This window comes from Streptomyces sp. Z26, from assembly GCF_003665095.1.
In the GTDB taxonomy this organism is placed as follows: Bacteria; Actinomycetota; Actinomycetes; order Streptomycetales; family Streptomycetaceae; genus Streptomyces; species Streptomyces phytohabitans.
In genome coordinates this window covers 659065-676877 of the sequence record NZ_RCHV01000002.1, presented here as the reverse complement: position 1 = coordinate 676877, position 17813 = coordinate 659065, and the positions used below count along the sequence as shown (strand labels likewise).

The 17813-nt window shown below is 74.5% G+C and carries 14 protein-coding genes and 2 pseudogenes; 8 read left to right on the top strand and 8 right to left on the bottom strand.

Annotated features, from left to right (window positions below):
* The first annotated feature begins 50 nt into the window (after positions 1 to 50).
* From D7M15_RS02930 to pcp, 4 genes are all read left to right on the top strand, one after another.
* The gene (locus D7M15_RS02930) at positions 51 to 773 is read left to right on the top strand and encodes a GntR family transcriptional regulator (RefSeq protein ID WP_121516044.1); all 723 of its coding nucleotides are present in this window, start codon (positions 51 to 53) and stop codon (positions 771 to 773) included.
* A gap of 235 nt (positions 774 to 1008) precedes the next feature.
* Positions 1009 to 1839: a DUF969 domain-containing protein gene (locus D7M15_RS02925; protein ID WP_121516043.1), complete on the top strand. Its 831-nt coding sequence runs from the start codon at positions 1009 to 1011 to the stop codon at positions 1837 to 1839.
* A complete protein-coding gene (locus D7M15_RS02920) occupies positions 1836 to 2804 on the top strand; it encodes a DUF979 domain-containing protein (RefSeq protein WP_121516042.1) in 969 nt (322 codons plus the stop codon). The genes D7M15_RS02925 and D7M15_RS02920 overlap by 4 nt, the downstream gene beginning before the upstream one ends.
* 85 nt (positions 2805 to 2889) lie before the next feature.
* Positions 2890 to 3630 carry a pyroglutamyl-peptidase I gene (pcp, locus tag D7M15_RS02915; protein ID WP_121516041.1) on the top strand — a complete coding sequence of 247 codons (741 nt, stop codon included), beginning with the start codon at positions 2890 to 2892 and terminating at the stop codon, positions 3628 to 3630.
* 155 nt (positions 3631 to 3785) lie between these two features.
* Here the strand turns inward: pcp and D7M15_RS29330 are convergent, their stop codons facing one another.
* The gene (locus tag D7M15_RS29330; RefSeq protein ID WP_276314416.1) at positions 3786 to 5810 is read right to left on the bottom strand and encodes a potassium transporter TrkA; all 2025 of its coding nucleotides are present in this window, start codon (positions 5808 to 5810) and stop codon (positions 3786 to 3788) included.
* A 117-nt stretch (positions 5811 to 5927) separates the two neighbouring features.
* Positions 5928 to 6797 carry an ion transporter gene (locus D7M15_RS02905; protein WP_121516039.1) on the bottom strand — a complete coding sequence of 290 codons (870 nt, stop codon included), beginning with the start codon at positions 6795 to 6797 and terminating at the stop codon, positions 5928 to 5930.
* A 445-nt stretch (positions 6798 to 7242) separates the two neighbouring features.
* Between D7M15_RS02905 and rph the strand changes: the two genes are divergently transcribed.
* The gene (rph, locus tag D7M15_RS02900; protein ID WP_121516038.1) at positions 7243 to 9912 is read left to right on the top strand and encodes a rifamycin-inactivating phosphotransferase; all 2670 of its coding nucleotides are present in this window, start codon (positions 7243 to 7245) and stop codon (positions 9910 to 9912) included.
* A gap of 46 nt (positions 9913 to 9958) precedes the next feature.
* Here the strand turns inward: rph and D7M15_RS02895 are convergent, their stop codons facing one another.
* The gene (locus D7M15_RS02895) at positions 9959 to 10675 is read right to left on the bottom strand and encodes a MerR family transcriptional regulator (RefSeq protein ID WP_121516037.1); all 717 of its coding nucleotides are present in this window, start codon (positions 10673 to 10675) and stop codon (positions 9959 to 9961) included.
* Positions 10676 to 10722: 47 nt separating this feature from the next.
* On the opposite strand from D7M15_RS02895, the gene D7M15_RS02890 reads away from it, so the two are divergent.
* Positions 10723 to 11187 (top strand): DUF6194 family protein, encoded by a 465-nt coding sequence (locus D7M15_RS02890; protein ID WP_121516036.1) that lies wholly within the window; start codon positions 10723 to 10725, stop codon positions 11185 to 11187.
* A gap of 31 nt (positions 11188 to 11218) precedes the next feature.
* On the opposite strand, the gene D7M15_RS02885 is transcribed toward D7M15_RS02890, so the two are convergent.
* The 3 genes from D7M15_RS02885 to D7M15_RS02875 all read right to left on the bottom strand — a co-directional run bounded on the left by D7M15_RS02885 (position 11219) and on the right by D7M15_RS02875 (position 14172).
* Positions 11219 to 12427: a serine hydrolase domain-containing protein gene (locus D7M15_RS02885; RefSeq protein WP_121516035.1), complete on the bottom strand. Its 1209-nt coding sequence runs from the start codon at positions 12425 to 12427 to the stop codon at positions 11219 to 11221.
* On the bottom strand, positions 12424 to 13125 hold the full coding sequence (locus tag D7M15_RS02880; RefSeq protein ID WP_121516034.1) for a GAF and ANTAR domain-containing protein: 702 nt from the start codon (positions 13123 to 13125) through the stop codon (positions 12424 to 12426). The genes D7M15_RS02885 and D7M15_RS02880 overlap by 4 nt, the downstream gene beginning before the upstream one ends.
* 66 nt (positions 13126 to 13191) lie before the next feature.
* The gene (locus D7M15_RS02875) at positions 13192 to 14172 is read right to left on the bottom strand and encodes a TIGR03557 family F420-dependent LLM class oxidoreductase (RefSeq protein WP_206337309.1); all 981 of its coding nucleotides are present in this window, start codon (positions 14170 to 14172) and stop codon (positions 13192 to 13194) included.
* A 228-nt stretch (positions 14173 to 14400) separates the two neighbouring features.
* Here D7M15_RS02875 and D7M15_RS02870 point away from each other — a divergent pair, with 228 nt between their 5' ends.
* Positions 14401 to 15654 carry an NAD-dependent epimerase/dehydratase family protein gene (locus D7M15_RS02870; protein ID WP_121516033.1) on the top strand — a complete coding sequence of 418 codons (1254 nt, stop codon included), beginning with the start codon at positions 14401 to 14403 and terminating at the stop codon, positions 15652 to 15654.
* 133 nt (positions 15655 to 15787) lie between these two features.
* A complete protein-coding gene (locus D7M15_RS02865; protein WP_121520130.1) occupies positions 15788 to 16969 on the top strand; it encodes a zinc-dependent alcohol dehydrogenase in 1182 nt (393 codons plus the stop codon).
* A 27-nt stretch (positions 16970 to 16996) separates the two neighbouring features.
* Here the strand turns inward: D7M15_RS02865 and D7M15_RS02860 are convergent.
* Positions 16997 to 17119, bottom strand: a pseudogene (locus D7M15_RS02860) (LuxR C-terminal-related transcriptional regulator); the annotation flags it as partial.
* A pseudogene (locus D7M15_RS02855) lies at positions 17118 to 17786 on the bottom strand (MMPL family transporter); the annotation flags it as partial. The pseudogenes D7M15_RS02860 and D7M15_RS02855, both read right to left, overlap by 2 nt.
* Positions 17787 to 17813 lie beyond the last annotated feature (27 nt).

The window sequence follows — 17813 nt, the reverse complement described above, 5'->3', positions numbered from 1 at the left end:
CGGCAAGGCCGGTGTTGTCCCGCTTCCGGATCTGGGTTTGACTGTGCCGCATGACCCCCGCCGACGCCACCGGCCTCGCCTCCGAGCTGGCCGAACTCGCCGCCGACCGCGCGCTGCTGGGCCGTACGAGCACGGCGGAACGCGTCGCGGCGATCCTGCGCGGACGGATCACCGAGGGTCTGTTCCGGCCGGGGGTACGCCTCTCCGAGGAGCGCATCGGCGGCGCGCTGGGGGTCTCGCGCAACACGCTGCGCGAGTCGTTCCGGCTGCTCACGCACGAACGGCTGCTGGTGCACCGGCTGAACCGCGGCACGTTCGTACGGGTCCTCGACGTGGCCGACATCCAGGACATCTACCGCGCGCGGCGCCTCGTGGAGTGCGCTGCGGTACGGGGTCTCGGCGCCCCGCCGTACGTCCTCGACGACGTGCGGGCCGCGGTCGAGACGGGCGAGCGAGCCGCCGCCAGGGCCGACTGGCAGGAGCTGGGCACGGCCAACATCCGCTTCCACCAGGCCGTCGCGGGCCTCGCCGGGAGCGTCCGCGTGGACGACATGATGCGCGGCGTGCTGGCCGAACTCCGCCTGGCCTTCCACGTGATGGCCGACCCGCGGCGCTTCTACGAGCCGTACCTCTCCCGCAACCGGCAGATCCTCGACGCCCTCGACGCGGGCGACGCGGAGGGCGCCGAACGGATGCTGGGGTTCTATCTGGAGGACTCCCGGCGGCAGTTGGTCGAGGCGTACCCGGCGGAGCCGGAGTCGGCGGCGCGCTGACCCCCGTCCCGCCCGCGTGAGCCCGCACGCGTTCGCCTCACCCCGGCCGTACGGCACCCGTCACCGCTGCGTCACCGCGCGTCCGCGCGAGCCCGTCACCTGCGCCGCTCCGATCCGTGCGGCGCACACTCTTGTGGGATCGTTGAACGATCCCCTACGCTCCCGGCAATTCGCTCCACACGCCGTACGGAGGCGTCCCGCGCCAGGGAGCCCGCGCCAGGGAGGGGGACAGCGCATGGTGGTGCTGCTCGGAGTCGTCGTGGTGGTCCTGGGATTCGCCACGCGACGCAATCCGCTGCTCGTGGTCGGGGTGGCCGGGATCGCCACCGGCCTGCTCGGCGAGCTGTCGCCCGCGGAGATCCTGCGGGCCTTCGGGGACGGCTTCGCGTCCAGCCGGTCCGTGACGATCTTCGCCATCACGCTGCCCGTGATCGGCCTGCTGGAGCGCAACGGCCTCCAGCAGCAGGCCCGTACGCTCATCGGGAAGCTGGGCGGCCTGACGACGGGCCGTTTCCTCATGCTGTACCTCGCGCTGCGCCAGCTCACGGCGGCTTTCGGCCTCCAGAGCATCGGCGGACCCGCGCAGAGCGTACGGCCGATGATCGCGCCCATGGCCGAGGCCGCCGCCGAACGCCGGAACGGCGGCCGCCCGCTGCCCGAGCCCGTACGCGAGAAGGTGCGGTCGCACTCCTCCGGGGCCGACACCGTCGGGCTGTTCTTCGGGGAGGACTGCTTCCTGGCGATCGGCTCGATCCTGCTGATCACCGGCTTCGTCAACAGTACGTACGACACCCACCTCGAACCGCTGTCGCTCGCGCTGTGGGCGGTGCCGACGGCGGTCTGCGCGTTCCTGGTCCACGGGGCGCGGCTGCTGCGCCTGGACGGGACGCTCGAACGCGAACTCGCCGCGTACGAAGCCGCGCACGGGACGGGGAACGGGGCGGGGCACGCGGCGCGCGACGCGGCCCGGATCTCGCTCACGAAGGACGCCGCGACGCGGACGGGAACGGACACCGGGCGGGGCGCCGACCGTGCCTCCGGCACGACGGGGGAGGGTGCGGAATGATCCGGTCCGAGTGGTTCTTCTGGCTGGTCGGGGCGGTCTTCCTGATCATGGCCGCCCAGATGGCGGGCGACCGTACCAACCCCAAGCGGCACGGTTCCGCCGCCTTCTGGGGCCTGCTCGGCGTCGCCTTCGTCTACAGCAGCTGGGTCGCGGACGGGTCCGCGCCGGCCGAGCCGCTGGGCGTCGCGGTGCTCGTGATGATCTGCCTCGGCGGCTTCGGCTTCACCGGCAAGGGCGTGCCCCGTACGACGGACGACCGGGAACGTACGGAACTGGCCGCACGCTGGGGCAACCGGCTGTTCGTGCCCGCGCTCACCATCCCGCTCGTCGCCGTCGTCTGCTCCGTCCTCGTGGCGAAGTGGAGCATCGGCGGCGAACCCGTGCTGGAGGACGGCAGCGAGACCATCCTCGGACTCGGCATCGGCGCGCTCATCGCGCTCGGCGTCGGCATGTGGGTGCTGCGGGAACGCAGCCCGTCCGTACCGGTGCACGCGGGGCGTTCGCTGCTGGAGTCGATGGGCTGGGCGCTGCTGCTGCCGCAGCTGCTGGCGGTGCTCGGGGCGATCTTCCAGACGGCCGGGGTCGGTACGCAGGTCGGCCGGATCACCGAGGAGGTGCTGCCCGACGGGCAGCGGCTGGCGGCGGTGGCGCTCTACTGCGTCGGGATGGCGGTCTTCACGATCATCATGGGCAACGCCTTCGCCGCCTTCCCCGTGATGACCGCGGCCGTCGGCTGGCCGGTGCTCCTCGTGCAGATGGACGGCAGCCCGGCGGGCGTCATGGCCGTCGGCATGCTCGCGGGCTTCTGCGGCACGCTGGTGACGCCGATGGCCGCGAACTTCAACCTCGTCCCGGCGGCGCTGCTCGAACTCAAGGACCAGTACGGGCCGATCAAGGCCCAGGCGCCGACGGCCGCCGCGATGCTCGGCTGCAACATCGCGATCATCTACTTCTTCGCCTTCTGACCCCGGCTGGTCCGCGCCGATCCGCGTCGACCCGCGCCTGCCCCGCTGTCGCCCGCACCACCCGCACCGCCGTACGGAGGCGCCCATGCCCGCGACCCCGACCGACCGCCCCGCGCCGGACCCCGCGCCCGGCTCCCGGCCCGACCCGGACGCCGAGGTGTTCGCCGTCGCGGACGGCCCGTTCACCCGCGTCCTGGTCACCGGCTTCGAGCCGTTCGGCGGCGAGACGTCGAACCCCTCGTGGGACGCCGCCCAGCTGCTCGCCGCCGAGCCGCCCCCTTGGGCGGAGCTGGCGGCCGTACGGCTGAGCTGCGTCTTCGGCACCGCGATCGACGAGCTGCGGGAGGCCGTCGCCGCGTACGCGCCGCACCTCGTGGTCTGCGTCGGCCAGGCCGGGGGCCGCCCCGACCTGACGGTCGAACGCGTCGCCCTCAACCTGGACGACGCCCGGATCCCCGACAACGCCGGGCGCCAGCCGCTGGACCGGCCCGTGGTGCCCGGCGCCCCGGCCGCGTACTTCGCGTCGCTCCCGGTGAAGGCGTGCGTCGCCGCCGTACGGGCCGCCGGGCTGCCCGCGTCGGTGTCGCACACGGCGGGTACGTTCGTCTGCAACCACGTCTTCTACGGTCTCGCCCATCTCATCGCGACCGAACTCCCTTCGCTGCGCGGCGGGTTCGTGCACGTGCCGTACGCGCCGCACCAGGTCGCGGGCACCGGGCAGCCGTCGATGTCCGTACGGGACGTCGCCGCCGGGCTGGGCGCCGTCGTCACGGCGGCGATCAGTACGACGGCCGACATCCGCAGCGCGGAGGGCGCGCTGCACTGAGCCCCGCCGTCAGGCGGGTGAGGAGGCGGTGCGCCAGGGGCCGCACGACGTCGCGCACGCGGGCGGACCCTCGGCCGCGGAGTGCCGTGGGCGGTTCGGACGGTGCCGTGGGCGGTTCGGACGGTGCCGTGGGCGGCTTCCGTACGCCCCGCGCGTCACTCCTCCTCCGCCAGCACGATGACGTGGTCCGCCGGGCCGAGGCGCAGCGGCGCCGTACGGGACGGGTTGAGACGGACGCCGAACGAGACGGGCTCGTCCGCGTGGCTGCCCAGCCGGTAGCCGATCGCGCTCTCGCCGCGCCGCCGGGCGGCCTCGACGACGGTGGCGAAGTTCGCCTCGACGTCGGGGAGGAGGTAGCGGTCGGCGGGCTTGAGGTAGATCTCGGAACCGGCCGGGTCGAAGAGGTCGATCATGACCGCGTACAGGTGCCGGTTCTCCGTCAGCTGCGTCAGCATCAGGCTGATCAGCTTCGAGCTGACGATGAAGTCGTCGGCCTTGGTGACCTGGGCGACCTCGCGGTTGCTGTCGTCGTTCATCTCCGTGACGATCGAGTACGGGTCGCCCAGCCGCTCCTCGATGTCCCGCAGGTGCAGCAGCGTCACCAGCGTGCGGTTGTCGGCCTGTTCGGGGTCGCTGCTGTCGTCGGAGAGCACCAGGATGTGCTGGTAGCCGCCGGGGTCGAGGGCTTCGAGGGCGCGGCGGCTGGTCGGGTCGCAGCGTACGTGGCTGACGGTCAGGTTCTCGTACGCGGCCGCCAGCCCGCCGCCGGTGCCGAGTCCCGTGTCGACCGCCGTGGCGAGAGCCGCGCCCGCGCCCGCACCCGCGCCCGTACCCGCACCCGCGCCCGCGTCCGTGCCGGCGCGCGCTCCCGGCACCGGCAGCGGCACCGCGTCCGGACCCGCGTCCGGTCCCGTGTCGCCGTACGGTCGCCGGGGTGCGGCGATGTGCAGCGCCGACCCGGACTTCGCGAAGCTGTCGAGCAGTTGGATGATCTTGGCGACGCGCGAGTTCCAGCCGATCAGCAGCGTGCGGTCCGCCGTACGAGGCTGCCCCGGCAGGGACGCGATGGCCTCCTCGTGGACGGGCGGCGCGGTGTGCGCGAGCCGCACCAGCAGGTCGTCCTCGGCGATGACGATGACGCCGTCCGCAGCGTCCAGGACGGTGTCCATGGCCGGGTTGACCAGCACACGACCGTCGTGGGTGTGGAGGCCGAGGGGGACGCCGAGGTCGTAGCGGTTGAGGATGTCGCCGTAGCGGAGGCCGTGCAGGGAGGGTTCGCGGCGGATGTAGATCTCGTTGCCGAAGAAGCTGAGCAACTCGTTGCAGACGGTGGACAGTCCGGTCTGCCGGTGGGACTGCACTATCAGCCGTACGGCGATGTCGTCCGCGTCGATGACCAGGCCGTGGCTGCCCGCGGCGAGGCGGGCGGCGGCGAGGTTGTCCGAATCCTGCACCGCGGCGACGACGTGCGGGCGGTTGCCGCGCCAGGTCCGGTGGTTGAGGACCAGCAGCGTCTTGATGACCATGGTGTCCGCCTCCGGCCCGGTGGGCGGCAGCACCATGATCGACTTGCTGGTGTCGGGGCTGACCAGCTCCAGGTCGGCGGGGCGCAGCGGGTTGCCGGAGCGGCAGACCACGCGGGTGCGGCCGGTGTCGGGGACGCGGGCCCGGATCTGGTCCTCCATGTCGACCTTGTCGTGGTCCGCGAGGACCACGACGCACGACCGCCGCTGGCTCTGGTTGGCCTCGACCAGCTCCGCGACCACCGTGAACACCTGCTCCGACCAGCCGAGCACGATGGTGTGCCCGTGCTCGAAGAGCCGCGAACGCCCCTTGCGCAGCCGCTCGATGCGCCTGTTCAGTCCGGCCGTCAGCACGCCGATCAGCGCGCTGACGATGAAGATCCCGCCGAGGGTCACGGTGAGCATCAGCCCCAGGAACACCGGCCGTCCGGTGTCCCCGCCCATGGTGCCGGGGTCGAGGGTGCGCAGTACGCTCATCCACACCACGCCCGGCCAGCCGCCGTGCGCCTCGGTGTCCTCGTCGGTCAGGAGCACCACCAGGGTGGTCACGACGGTGACCAGCGCCAGCGACGCCAGGCCCAACCAGCCGATCAGCGCCGGTGTCCCGCGGTCCATGGTGCCGTCGAACCAGTACCGCAGTCGTTCCCGTAACCTCACCCGTGCCCCATTCCCCTCGCCCTCGCGGGCATCGCTTCCCCCACGGCCGTCGACCGTGCCCCGTGCCTGAGCCCCGTACCTTCGTCGTGCCTGCCCCCGCGCCCGCGGCCCGTGCCGCTACGGCCTTCCGCCGGGTGTGAGGCTCCCCTCCAGGTCGTCCAGGGCACGGCGCGCGGTCTCGATCCTCTCGCGCAACTCGGCCTCCGTGGGCCCTGCCGCGCCGACCGCCCGCTGGTGCGCTTCCTCCGATCTGCGTGCCTCGTCGAGGGAGTTGAGCACGACACCGATGAGGAGGTTCACCAGGACGAAGGAACTGAGCAGCACGTACGACGCGTAGTAGACGATGCTCCAGCGGGAGATCTCCAGTCCCGTACGGACCGCGTCGCCCAGCCCGTCGAGCGTCATCAGCAGGAAGAGGGTCAGCCCGGCCCGGCTCAGCGAACCGTAGTGCTCGGGGTCCTCGGCCGCGAAGAAGACCCAGCCCATCATGGCGTAGAGGTACAGCAGCAGCGCGCCGACGAGGGCGAAACTGAGCGTCCCCGGCAGGCTCTTGCCGACCGCGACGAGTACGACGCGCAGCTGTGGCAGGAAGCGGGCGGCGCGCAGCACCCGCGCCAGCCGCAGCAGGCGCAGCACGGTGGCGTTCTCGCGGGCGAACGGCAGGTACGCGAAGAGGACCACGGCGAGGTCGAAGACGTTCCACGGGTCGCGGAGGAACTCCCGTGGCCGATCCGCGCAGGCCGCCATCCGGACGGCGATCTCGACGGTGAACACCGCGAGGAACAGGTGCTCGACGGCCTTCAACTCGGCGTGCCAGCGCCCCTGTACACCCGCGTACGTCTCCACGCCGAGCAGCGCGGCGTTGCCGAGGATCAGGGCGAAGCCGCACAGGCCGAACCAGTCGGACCCGGTGACGCGGCGGCACCGCTCGGGCAGGGTCGGCGGCGCTGCGTGCGCGCGTAACGGGAGTTCGGGGGCTGGCGGCATCGGGCTTCCTGACGCGGGGTCGGCGGTGGACGGCGACCCGTCGGCGTGCCGCCGCCGTACGCGGGCGCGCGGCGGGTGCCGACACGGCGCGCGGTGGTGGCGTACGCGCCCCGACTCGCGTACGGGTGGCGGTGGTCGGGGCGCCGCGTCCGGTGCCGCTGCCAGAATCTACAGGACTGTAGAGGCCCCGCCCACCGGCGGCCCGTGGGCCGACCCGCACCCACGACGAAGGCGAGGAGAAAAGCTCTCCTCGCCACTCTCAACGTATAGCGCACAGGGGGGCTTGCGGCAAGGCCCCCCGGCTGGCGCACAATCAGCGGCCAAAGCCATGACCTGCGGAAACGGAGTACGGGGTGCGTGTGGTGCGGTCGGTGTACGGGGGACGCGGAGACGTCGGACCAGGGCGGGGAACGGTGGCCCGGCGGGCCGCCGCGGAGGGGGCGCGATGAGCGGGACGTACGTGCGGGGCATCGAGGAGGTCGACGCGACGCGGGCGGCGCTCGTCGGCGGCAAGGGCGCGCACCTGGGCACGCTCGCGCGGATCGAGGGCGTCCGCGTGCCGCCCGGCTTCTGCGTGACGACGGACGCGTTCCGGCGGCTCGCGGCGGGGGCACCGGGGCTCGGGGAACTGCTCGACCGGCTGTCCCGCCCGGAGCCGGGGGAGCGGGGGGATGCCGACGGCGCGGCGGTCCGTACCCTCAGCGCCGAGATCCGCCGCACCGTCGAGGAGACCCCCGTCCCCGCCGACCTGGCGGCGGCCGTCACCGGCGCCGTCGCGCGGTACGGCGGGGAGCCCGGCGCCCACCCCGGCGCGGACGGCCCGGCGCCCGCCTTCGCCGTACGGTCCAGCGCCACGGCCGAGGACCTGCCGACGGCGTCCTTCGCGGGCCAGCAGGACACGTACCTGAACGTGGTCGGCGCGGACGCCGTCCTGCGGCACGTACGCCGCTGCTGGGCCTCGCTGTTCACCGAGCGCGCCGTCGTCTACCGCCGCCGCCACGGCATCGACCACCGCGCGGTCGCCATGGGCGTGGTCGTGCAGCGGATGGTCGTCCCGCACGCGTCCGGCGTCCTCTTCACGGCCGACCCCGTCACCGGCGACCGGCGCGTGGCGACCGTCGACGCCGGTCTCGGCCTCGGCGAGGCCCTGGTCTCCGGCCTCGTCGACCCGGACGTCCTCAAGGTCCGCGACGGCGAGGTGGTCGCCCGTTCCGTCGCGCCCAAGGAACGCGCCCTGCGCGCCCTCCCCGGCGGCGGTACGCGCGAGGAGCCGGTCGCGCCGGAACTGCGCGGCGAGGCGGCCCTGACGGACGGGCAGGCGCGGGAGCTGGTCCGTACGGGGCGGCGGATCGAGGCGTGCTTCGGGCGCCCGCAGGACATCGAATGGTGCCTGGTGGACGGGGAGTTCCACATCGTCCAGAGCCGTCCGATCACCACGCTGTTCCCGGTGCCCGAGCCGGAGGCGGGCGAGGACGGCAACCGCGTGTACGTGTCCGTCGGCCACGGGCAGATGATGACCGACGCCATGCGGCCCCTGGGGCTCTCCGTGTGGCAGCTGACGTCCATGGCGCCGATGCGCACGGCGGGCGGGCGGCTGTTCGTCGACGTGACCGCACGGCTGGCCTCGCCCGCGAGCCGGGACACGCTGCTGGAGGTCATGGGCAAGGGCGACCCGCTGATCCGGGACGCGCTGGAGACCGTGCTCGCCCGCGACGGCTGGGTCCCCTCGCGCCCCGACGCGATGCCGCCCGCGCACCCGTTGGGCGGTACGCGCTCGTCCGTCCCGACCGACCCGGCCGTCGTCACCGGGCTGGTCGCGGACAGCCGGGCCGCGCTCGCCGCGCTGGAGGAGGACGTCCGTACGCGGTCCGGGCCGGAGCTGTTCGCCTTCCTGCTGGACGCCTTCGCGGAGCACAAGCGGCTCCTCGGCGACCCGTTGAGCATCCAGGCGGTCATGGCGGGCATGGAGGCCACCTGGTGGCTCAACGACCGGCTGGAGGAGTGGCTGGGCGAGCGGAACGCCGCCGACACCCTCACGCTGTCCGCCCCCGGCAACGTCACCTCGGAGATGGGGCTCGCCCTCCTCGACGTCGCGGACGCGGTCCGCCCGCACCCGGAGGTGGTCGCGTACCTGCGGGACACCCCCGGCCTCGCCTCCCTGGGCCGCGCCGCCTTCCTCGACGGCCTGGCCGGGGTGGCGGGCGGCGCCGGGGCGCGCGACGCCCTCGCGGCGTACCTCGACCGGTACGGCATGCGCTGCGTCGGCGAGATCGACCTCACCCGGCCGCGCTGGGGCGAGCGCCCCGGCACGCTCGTACCGCTCGTCCTCGACAACGTACGGAACTTCGCACCGGGCGCCGCCCGGCGGCGCTTCGAGGAGGGCGCGCGGAAGGCGGCGGCGAAGGAGGACGAGGTGCTGGCGCGGCTGCGTGCCCTGCCCGACGGGGAGCGGAAGGCGGCCGAGACGGAGCGGATGATCGACCGGGTCCGCACCTTCATCGGCTACCGCGAGTACCCGAAGTACGCCATCGTCAGCCGCTACGCCGTCTACAAGCGGGCCCTGCTGGCCGAGGCCGCCCGTCTCGTACGGGCCGGGGTGCTGGACGCGGATGAGGACGCCTTCCACCTCACCTTCGGGGAACTCCACGAGGCGGCGCGCACGCACCGCGTGCCCGCCGGGCTGGTCCGGCGCCGCCGGGAGGAGTTCCGCGCGTACGAGGCGCTGACCCCGCCCCGCGTCCTCACCTCCGACGGGGAGGCCGTCACCGGCGCCTACCGGCGTGACGACGTGCCCGACGGCGCGCTGACCGGCCTGCCGGTGTCCGTCGGCACGGTCGAGGGGCGGGCCCGCGTCGTACGCGACCTCGCGGAGGCCGACCTGCGCGCGGGCGACATCCTGGTCACGCCGTTCACGGACCCGAGCTGGTCGCCGCTGTTCGTCGGGATCGCGGGCCTCGTCACGGAGGTCGGCGGCCAGATGACGCACGGCGCGGTGATCGCCCGGGAGTACGGGCTGCCCGCCGTCGTCGCCGTGGAGGGCGCGACCCGGCTGATCCGGGACGGGCAGCGGGTGCGCGTGCACGGCACGGAGGGCTACGTCGAACTGCTGCCGTGACGGGCGGGCGGGGCGGGGCGCCGTCCGGTGCCCCGCCCCGCCCGCGTCAACTCCCCTGCCCCGTACGGGAGTCGACGATCTCCGCCAGGACCGCGCCCACGGCCAGCAGGGCCAGGGTGCGCCGCCCCACGGCCGCGAGCCGCGCGTCGAGCGCGGCGAGGGACGCGCCCACCTCGCGCAGCTCCCGCAGGGCCGTGACCGCCTCCCGTACCTCCGGGACGCGGTACCCGGCCGCGCGGAGCGCCACCGTGATCCGGGCCTCGCGGATCGCGGCGAGCGGGTAGCGGCGCGCCGTGCCGGCGGACGTGGCGATCCGTTCCGGCGCGACCAGGCCCTCCCGTTCCCAGAAGCGCAGCGCGGACGCGTTCACGCCCAGCGCCCGCGCCAGCTCCGTGATCGTCATCGCGTCCGCCTCGACGGGTGGCGCGTCGGTCGCCGCCTCGCCGCTCACGGCCGCCAACGCGGCACGGGCCGCGAGGGCCTGCTCGCGCTCCCGGGCGAGCCGCACGTGGAACGCGGACAGCAGCGCCACCGCCTCCGCCGGCGGCAGCGTACGGATCCCGCGCAGGGCCCGGCGGGCGTCGACCGGCCCGACCGCGTACGCGAGCTGCCGGTACGCGCGCAGGTCCCGTACGTGCGCGGCGGTGAACCGGCGGTAGCCGTTGGGCGCCCGCTCCGCGCGGGGGACGACCCCGGCGGCCTCCAGGTCGCGGATCTGCTGCGCCGACCAGCCGGTGGCCGCGACGACCTCGGCGATGTCCACCCGGCAACCCTCCGCAAGCACTTCAACCCCACGCTCGAACCATGAGTATGGAACACCTCCTGCGCACCGTCCGCGCCTTCGACGGCGTCCTCGAACTCGCCCCCGCCGAGGGCAGCGCCTTCCCCGAGATCGCCTGGGGCGACCACTTCTTCTACTACGCGCCCGACGGCCGCGTCCCGCGGCGCGAGCAGCCGTACGCGACCTGCGTGACGAAGGACTACCCCGGCGACACCCGCTCCGGCCTCGACGCCGCGGACCGCAGCCGCCTCAACATCCGTGTCGGACGGGCCGAGTTCACCGCGCTGACCGGCGAGGACCCGCGCGCCGAGCCCCTGCCGCGCGACCACACGGCCACCGACACCGTCCTGCCTCACCCCGTGTACCGGGCGCAGGGCTGGGTGGCGATCACCAACCCGGGGGAACGTACGACGGCGACGGCCGTACGGCTGCTGCGCGCCGCGCACGAGGCCGCCGCCGAACGGGCCCACCGGAGGGACGGGGAACGGCGCTGACCGCGCGCCCCCACCTCATGACCCGCGCCGCCTAGGCGTCGGCGAGGAGGTCGTCGAGGAGCGCGAGCACCGACAGCGCCGTGGCGAAGTCCGGCGACAGCCGGGTCTTCGTCAGCGCGAACGCGATGCCGCGCGCCGGGTCGGCGTACGCGTAGCTCCCGCCCCCGCCCGGCCAGCCGAACGCCGTGGCACCCGTCTCCGCCGTGGCACCCGTCTCCGCCGTGGCGCCCGTCTCCGCCGTGGCGCCCAGCCTGCCCAGCGGGAAGCCCAGCGCCATCCGCGCCGGGGTGCCGAAGACGCGGTCCACGCCCTCGAACGCGGGCGCGGCCAGTTCCGCCCGCTGCGCGGCGCCCACGAGCGTGCCCCGCAGCAGCGCGTCGAGGACCGTGGCGAGCGCGAGCGCGGAAGCGCTCGCCACGGAGGGGACGTCCGCGCGCAGGAACCGTTCGTCGTTGCCGAGCGCCGCGCTCGGGCGGCTCTCCCAGGCGGCGAGGGGAGGCGCGGCGCCGCCCTCCGGGGCGGGCGGCCACTGCCGGGCGTCCTGCCCGACACGCGCCAGGCGCGGCAGCGCGGCGGCGGGCACGCCGAACCAGAGCTGTCCGGTGAGGCCGAGCGGCACCGCGATCCAGTCGCGCAGCAGTACGGAGGGCGGCCGCCCGGTCGCGCGGCGGGCCAGCTCACCGACGAGGTGCCCGAACGTGTACGCGTGGTAGCCCATCGCGGACCCGGGCCGCCAGCGCGGTTCGGCGGCGGCGAGCGCCGCGCACACCCGGGGCCAGTCGGGGAGTTCGGCGGGGGTGATGTCGCCCGGCATGGCGGGCAGTCCGGCGGTGTGGGTGAGGACGTGCCGCAGCGTCGTCGTCGCCTTGCCGCGCGCGCCGTACTCCGGCCACAGGTCGGTCACCGGGCTGTCGTAGCCGAGCAGTCCGCGCGCGACGAGCAGGTGCGCGAGCACGGCCGACACGTTCTTGCCCGTGGAGAAGCTGAGGACGGGGGTGGTGGAGGTGAGCGGCTGGCCGGTGCCCGTACCGTCCGGCTCACCCGTACCGGCCACGGCGTCGACGATCAGCCTGCCGTGATGGTGGACGGCGACCTGCACGCCGGTCTCCGCGCCGGAGGCGACGAGCGCGTCGAGGTGGCGCCGCACCCGCTCCTGCGCGCCCCCGCCCGCCGCGCCGCGCCCGTCCGTACGTGCCTCCGTACGCCCGTCCGCGCCGTCGCGGCCCCGTACGCCGCTCACTTCGCCCCCGGCACCTTGCCCGTCTCCGTCACCGTCCGCGCCACGTCCCGCAGCTTGGTGTTGTGGTCCTGGGAACTCTTCGTCAGCACCGCGAACGCCTGGTCCTCCGTGATGCCGTAGCGCTCCATCACCACCCCGACGGCCGCCCCGATCGTGTGCCGGGACCCCATCGCGGTCTGGAGCTGCTCGTGCGTACGGGCGCTGGAGAACGCCACCGCCGCGTGCGAGGCGAGCAGCCAGCCGACGTGCTCGGACGCCTCGGTGAACGCGTCGGGGCGGGTGGAGTACACGTTGAGCGCGCCGAGGGTGTCCGTACGGGTGTAGAGCAGGAAGCCCATCATGCTGCCGATGCCCAACTCCCGCGCGCGCGGCGTGTACACGGGCCAGTGCTCCGTCCACGTCGTCATGTCGCGGATGCGCAGCACCGCCTCCCCGGTGCGGGCCGCGTCGAAGCAGGGGCCCTCGCCGGACTTCTCCTGGAGCCGGTCCGACTCGTAGACCAGGCTGCTGGTCGCGGAGAGGGTGTGCACGCCGGAGCCCTCCAGCGACAGGATGCCCGCGGTCTCGCAGCCGTCGACCAGCTCCACGCAGTGCTCCGCGATCCGGTCCAGGGTGTCCTGCACGGACTCCTGGGCCAGCAGGTCGCGGGCCACCCCCGCCAGCTGCGTGGCGAACTCCTCCCACGTACGGTCCCGCATGTCCTTGCCCCTCGCCCGGTGGCCTCCCCTCCGGAGGCGCACTGAGCCGCCAGCCTAGGCGGGCCCTCAGACGGTGTCGGGGGCGGCCTCGCGCAGGGCGGGCAGCAGTTCGTGCTCGGCGCAGTCGAGGAAGCCGTCCTGGTGCCGGTCGCCGCCGACCTGGACGAGGGCGATGTCGGTGAATCCCGCCTTCCAGAACTCGGAGACTGCCGCCACGATGCCCCCGACGTCCGGCCCGCAGGGGATGCCCGCCGCGACGTCCTCACGCCGTACGGACCGCGTCGCCGCCGCGAACCCGGCCGGGCCCGGCAGCTCCGCGTTGACCTTCCAGCCGCCCGCGAACCAGCGGAACTGCTCGTGCGCCCGCTGCACCGCCGTGTCCCGGTCCGGGTCCCAGCACACCGGGATCTGGCCGATCCGGCGCCCGCCGCCACCCGCGCGTTCCCAGCCGGTGGTCAGCTCGGCGTCCGGGTCGGTGGCGATCATGGCGTCCGCGACCGGCGCGAACTTCCCCACCGACTGCGCGCCGGAGACCGCCACCGCGATCGGCACGCGCGTCTCGGGCAGGTCCCAGAGCTTCGCGGAGTCGACGCGGTAGTGCCGTCCGACGTGGTTGACGTAGCCGCCGTCGAAGAGGGCGCCGATGATGTCCACGGCCTCCGACAGCATCTCGTGCCGCACGTTGGCCGGGGGCCAACCGCGGCCCACGACGTGCTCGTTCAGGTTCTCCCCGGCGCCCAGGCCCAGGGTGAACCGCCCGTCGGAGAGCAGCGCGACGGTCGCCGCCTTCTGCGCGACGACGGCCGGGTGGTAGCGCATGATCGGCGCCGTCACGTACGTCATCAGCTCGACCCGTTCCGTCACCTGCGTGACGGCGCCCAGCACGCTCCAGGCGTACGGGGAGTGCCCCTGCGCGTCCAGCCAGGGCGAGAAGTGGTCGCTCATCACCTCGAAGTCGAACCCCGCGCGTTCCGCCAGGGGGGCGTGGCGTACGAGGGCCCGGGGCCCCGACTGCTCGGTCATCAACGTGTATCCGAACCTCACCATGCGTCCGAGTGTGGCAGCCGTACGGCCGGTACGCGCGCCGCGTCCCGCCGCCCCCGGTGAACCGCCGCACCCGCCCGCGCCGCCACCCTCCCCGGACCGGGCGGGTCCGGCGGATGATCCGTTTCCTCCCGGTACCGACGGGTACCCGGCCGCGAGCCTCCCGGCCGGAGCGCCCGCGCGCCCGGCCGCCGCGGAGGCGGCGCGGTGCCGAGAGCGGGAGGTGCAGGGATGCGGGACAGGGACGCCGGACCCGGCGAGGAGCCGTACACGCCGCGGCCGGACACGCCCCACGCGGCGGACGTACCGCACGACCCGTACCGCCGCTCCCGCCGGTTCGGCGCCGAGCCGTACGACCCGGACGTCGGCGGCTGGGCCGACCCCGACGAGGTGATCGACGCCGCCGGGCCGCGCACCGGCGGGGCGGACGGGCTGACCGTCGCCGTGGTCGGCGCGAGCGGGAACTTCGGCAGCAGCGTCGTCACCGCCCTCGCCGACGACCCCCGCGTGGGCCGCGTCCTCGGCATCGCCCGCCGCGCCCCCGGCTGGCGCCCGCCGAAGACCACGTGGGTCACGGCGGACGTGCTGCGGGAACGGAGGCTGGGTGAGCTGTTCCGTACGGCGGACGCCGTCGTCCAACTGGCCTGGCTGTTCCAGCCGACCCACCGGCCCGCGCTGACCTGGCGGAACAACGTGCTGGGCAGCCTGCGCGTCTTCGAGGCAGCGGCCGACGCCGCCGTGCCCGCGCTGATCCACGCGTCGTCCGTCGGCGCGTACTCGCCCGGCCCCAAGAACCGCCCCGTGGACGAGAGTTGGCCCACCCACGGCTGGCCGGAGGCCGCGTACTGCCGGGAGAAGGCGTACCTGGAACGCTGCCTGGACACGTTCGAGCGCCAGTACCCGTGGGTGCGTGTGGTGCGGCTGCGCCCCGGCTTCCTCTTCAAGCGCGAGGCCGCCACCGAGCAACGAAGGCTGTTCGCCGGGCCGTTGCTGCCGCGCGGGCTCGTACGACCCGGCCGACTGCCGGTGGTGCCGGACCTGCCCGGCCTGCGGATGCAGGTGCTGCACACGGACGACGCGGCGGAGGCCGTACGGGCGGCGGTCACCAGCACCGTGCGCGGGCCGTTCAACCTGGCGGCCGACCCCGTCGTGGACGCGGACCTGCTGGCGCGGATGTTCGGGGCGCGCACCGTACGGCTGCCCGCCGCGCCCCTGCGGGCGGGGCTGCGCGCGGCGTGGCGGACGCGGCTGGTGCCCGCCTCGCCGGAGCTGTTCGACGCGGTGCTGCGGCTGCCGCTGATGGACACGGCGCGGGCCCGCGAGGAGCTGGGCTGGCGGCCCCGGCACACCTCCGAGGAGGCGCTCGGCGAGTTCCTGCGCGGCCTGCGCGCCGGGGACGGCATGGACACGCCGCCGCTGACACCGCGCCTGCCGGGCGGCGGGCGCCTGCGCGAGACGGCGACGCGCCTGCGGGCGCAGCCCTGACCCGTACGGGGTCCGACCCGCGAGGCGTACGGGCGCGGCCGACCCGTACGGCACGGGACCGCGTGGCGGGCCCGGCGGCGGGGTACCCGGCGGGCCCACGCGAAGAACGGAACCGAACACGGAGGTGGGCGCGGTGAAGGCAGCGGTATGGCACGGCAAGCGCGACGTACGGGTGGACGAGGTGCCCGACCCCGTCGTACAGGAGCCGACGGACGCCGTCATACGGGTCACGTCGACCGGCCTGTGCGGCTCCGACCTGCACCTCTACGAGGTCCTAGGGCCCCTGATGACCCCCGGCGACATCCTCGGGCACGAACCGATGGGCGTCGTCGAGGAGGTCGGCAGCGCCGTCACCGGGCTGACGCCCGGCGACCGGGTGGTGGTGCCGTTCCAGATCGCGTGCGGCAGCTGCTTCATGTGCGACCGGGGCCTCCAGACGCAGTGCGAGACCACGCAGGTCCGCGACGAGGGCATGGGCGCGCGGCTGTTCGGCTACACCAAGCTGTACGGGGCCGTGCCCGGCGCGCAGGCCGAGTACCTGCGGGTGCCGCAGGCGCACTACGGCCCGGTGAAGGTGCCCGACGGCGTCTCCGACGACCGGTACCTCTTCCTGTCCGACGTCCTCCCCACCGCCTGGCAGGCCGTCGCGTACGCGGACGTCCCCGAGGGCGGCACCCTCGCCGTCCTCGGCCTCGGCCCGATCGGCGACATGGCCTGCCGTATCGCCCTGCACCGGGGCGTCGAGACCGTCATCGGCGTCGACCTGGAACCGGCCCGGCTGGCGCGCGCGCAGGAGCGCGGCGTCGAGGTGTACGACCTGCGGCTGCACGACGACGTGGCCGCCGCCGTACGCGAACGCACCGGCGGGCGCGGCCCGGACGCCGTCATCGACGCGGTCGGCGCGGAGGCCCACGGCAGCCCCTCGGCCAAGGTGCTCCAGGCGATGAGCAACATGCTGCCCGGCCGGGTGGCCGAGCGGATGATGGCGAAGGCGGGCGTCGACCGGCTCGCCGCGCTCTACACCGCCATCGACATGGTGCGGCGCGGCGGCACCGTCTCGGTGTCCGGCGTGTACGGGGGCGCGGCCGACCCGATGCCCATGCTGACCATGTTCGACAAGCAGATCCAGCTGCGCATGGGCCAGGCCAACGTGAAGCACTGGGTGCCGGACATCCTCCCGCTCCTCGACGACCGGGACGTCCTCGGCGTCGACACGTTCGCCACGCACCACATGCCGCTGGAGCGGACGCCGGAGGCGTACGAGATGTTCCAACAGAAGACGGACGGCGCGGTGAAGGTCGTGCTGAAGCCGTGACGCCCTGAAGCGCGGGGCCGCGCGGCCTCAGCGCGGGGGCCGCGCGAGCCCCGACCGGTAGGCGAGGACGACGAGTTGGGCGCGGTCCCGCGCGCCCAGCTTCGTCTTCGCGCGCTGCACGTGGGTGCGTACGGTCAGCGGGCTGACGTAGGACCGCCTCCGGCCAGAAGCCGAGCAGCGCGGGGACGAGCGTCAGCGCGACCAGTACGCCCGTGACGACCGCGCCCGCCGCGCCGAGCCCCGTCTTCGTCAGCATCGGCACGCCCACCACCGACAGCCCGGCCAGCGCGATGACCACGGTCAGCCCGGCGAACACCACGGCGGAACCGGCCGTTCCGACGGCCAGCCCGCCCGCGCCCCGTCGACCGCCGCCTCCAGCCCGGCCCGGCCGGGGTCGCCGACGTCGTCGTCCTTCACCTCGTACGTGACGGTGGCGTACGCGGTCGAGCCGTCCTCGCTCACCCCCCCGTTCCGCGAACGGGTCCGTCACCGAGGCCACCTGCGGCACGTCCGCCGCGTCGGCCACGAAGCGTTCGACGGCGGCGCGGTTCTCGGCCGCCGTCACCTTCTGGCCGTCCTCCGCGACGAGGACGACCCGGGCGGCGGCGCCCTCCGCCTCGCTGTCCGGGAACCGCTCGTTGATCAGGTCGAACGCCTTCTGCGACTCGATGCCGGGCATCTCGGCCGGGTCCTCCGGCGCCTCGGCGGCGTGGACCGCGCCGAGGAGGACGGCCGCCAGGGCCGCGACCCACAGCAGGCCGACGGCACGTCGCCGCCGGAAGGCCCAACGGCCCAATCGGTACAGGAGAGTCGCCATGGAAGAGGTCTCCGTATCCGTGTCTCG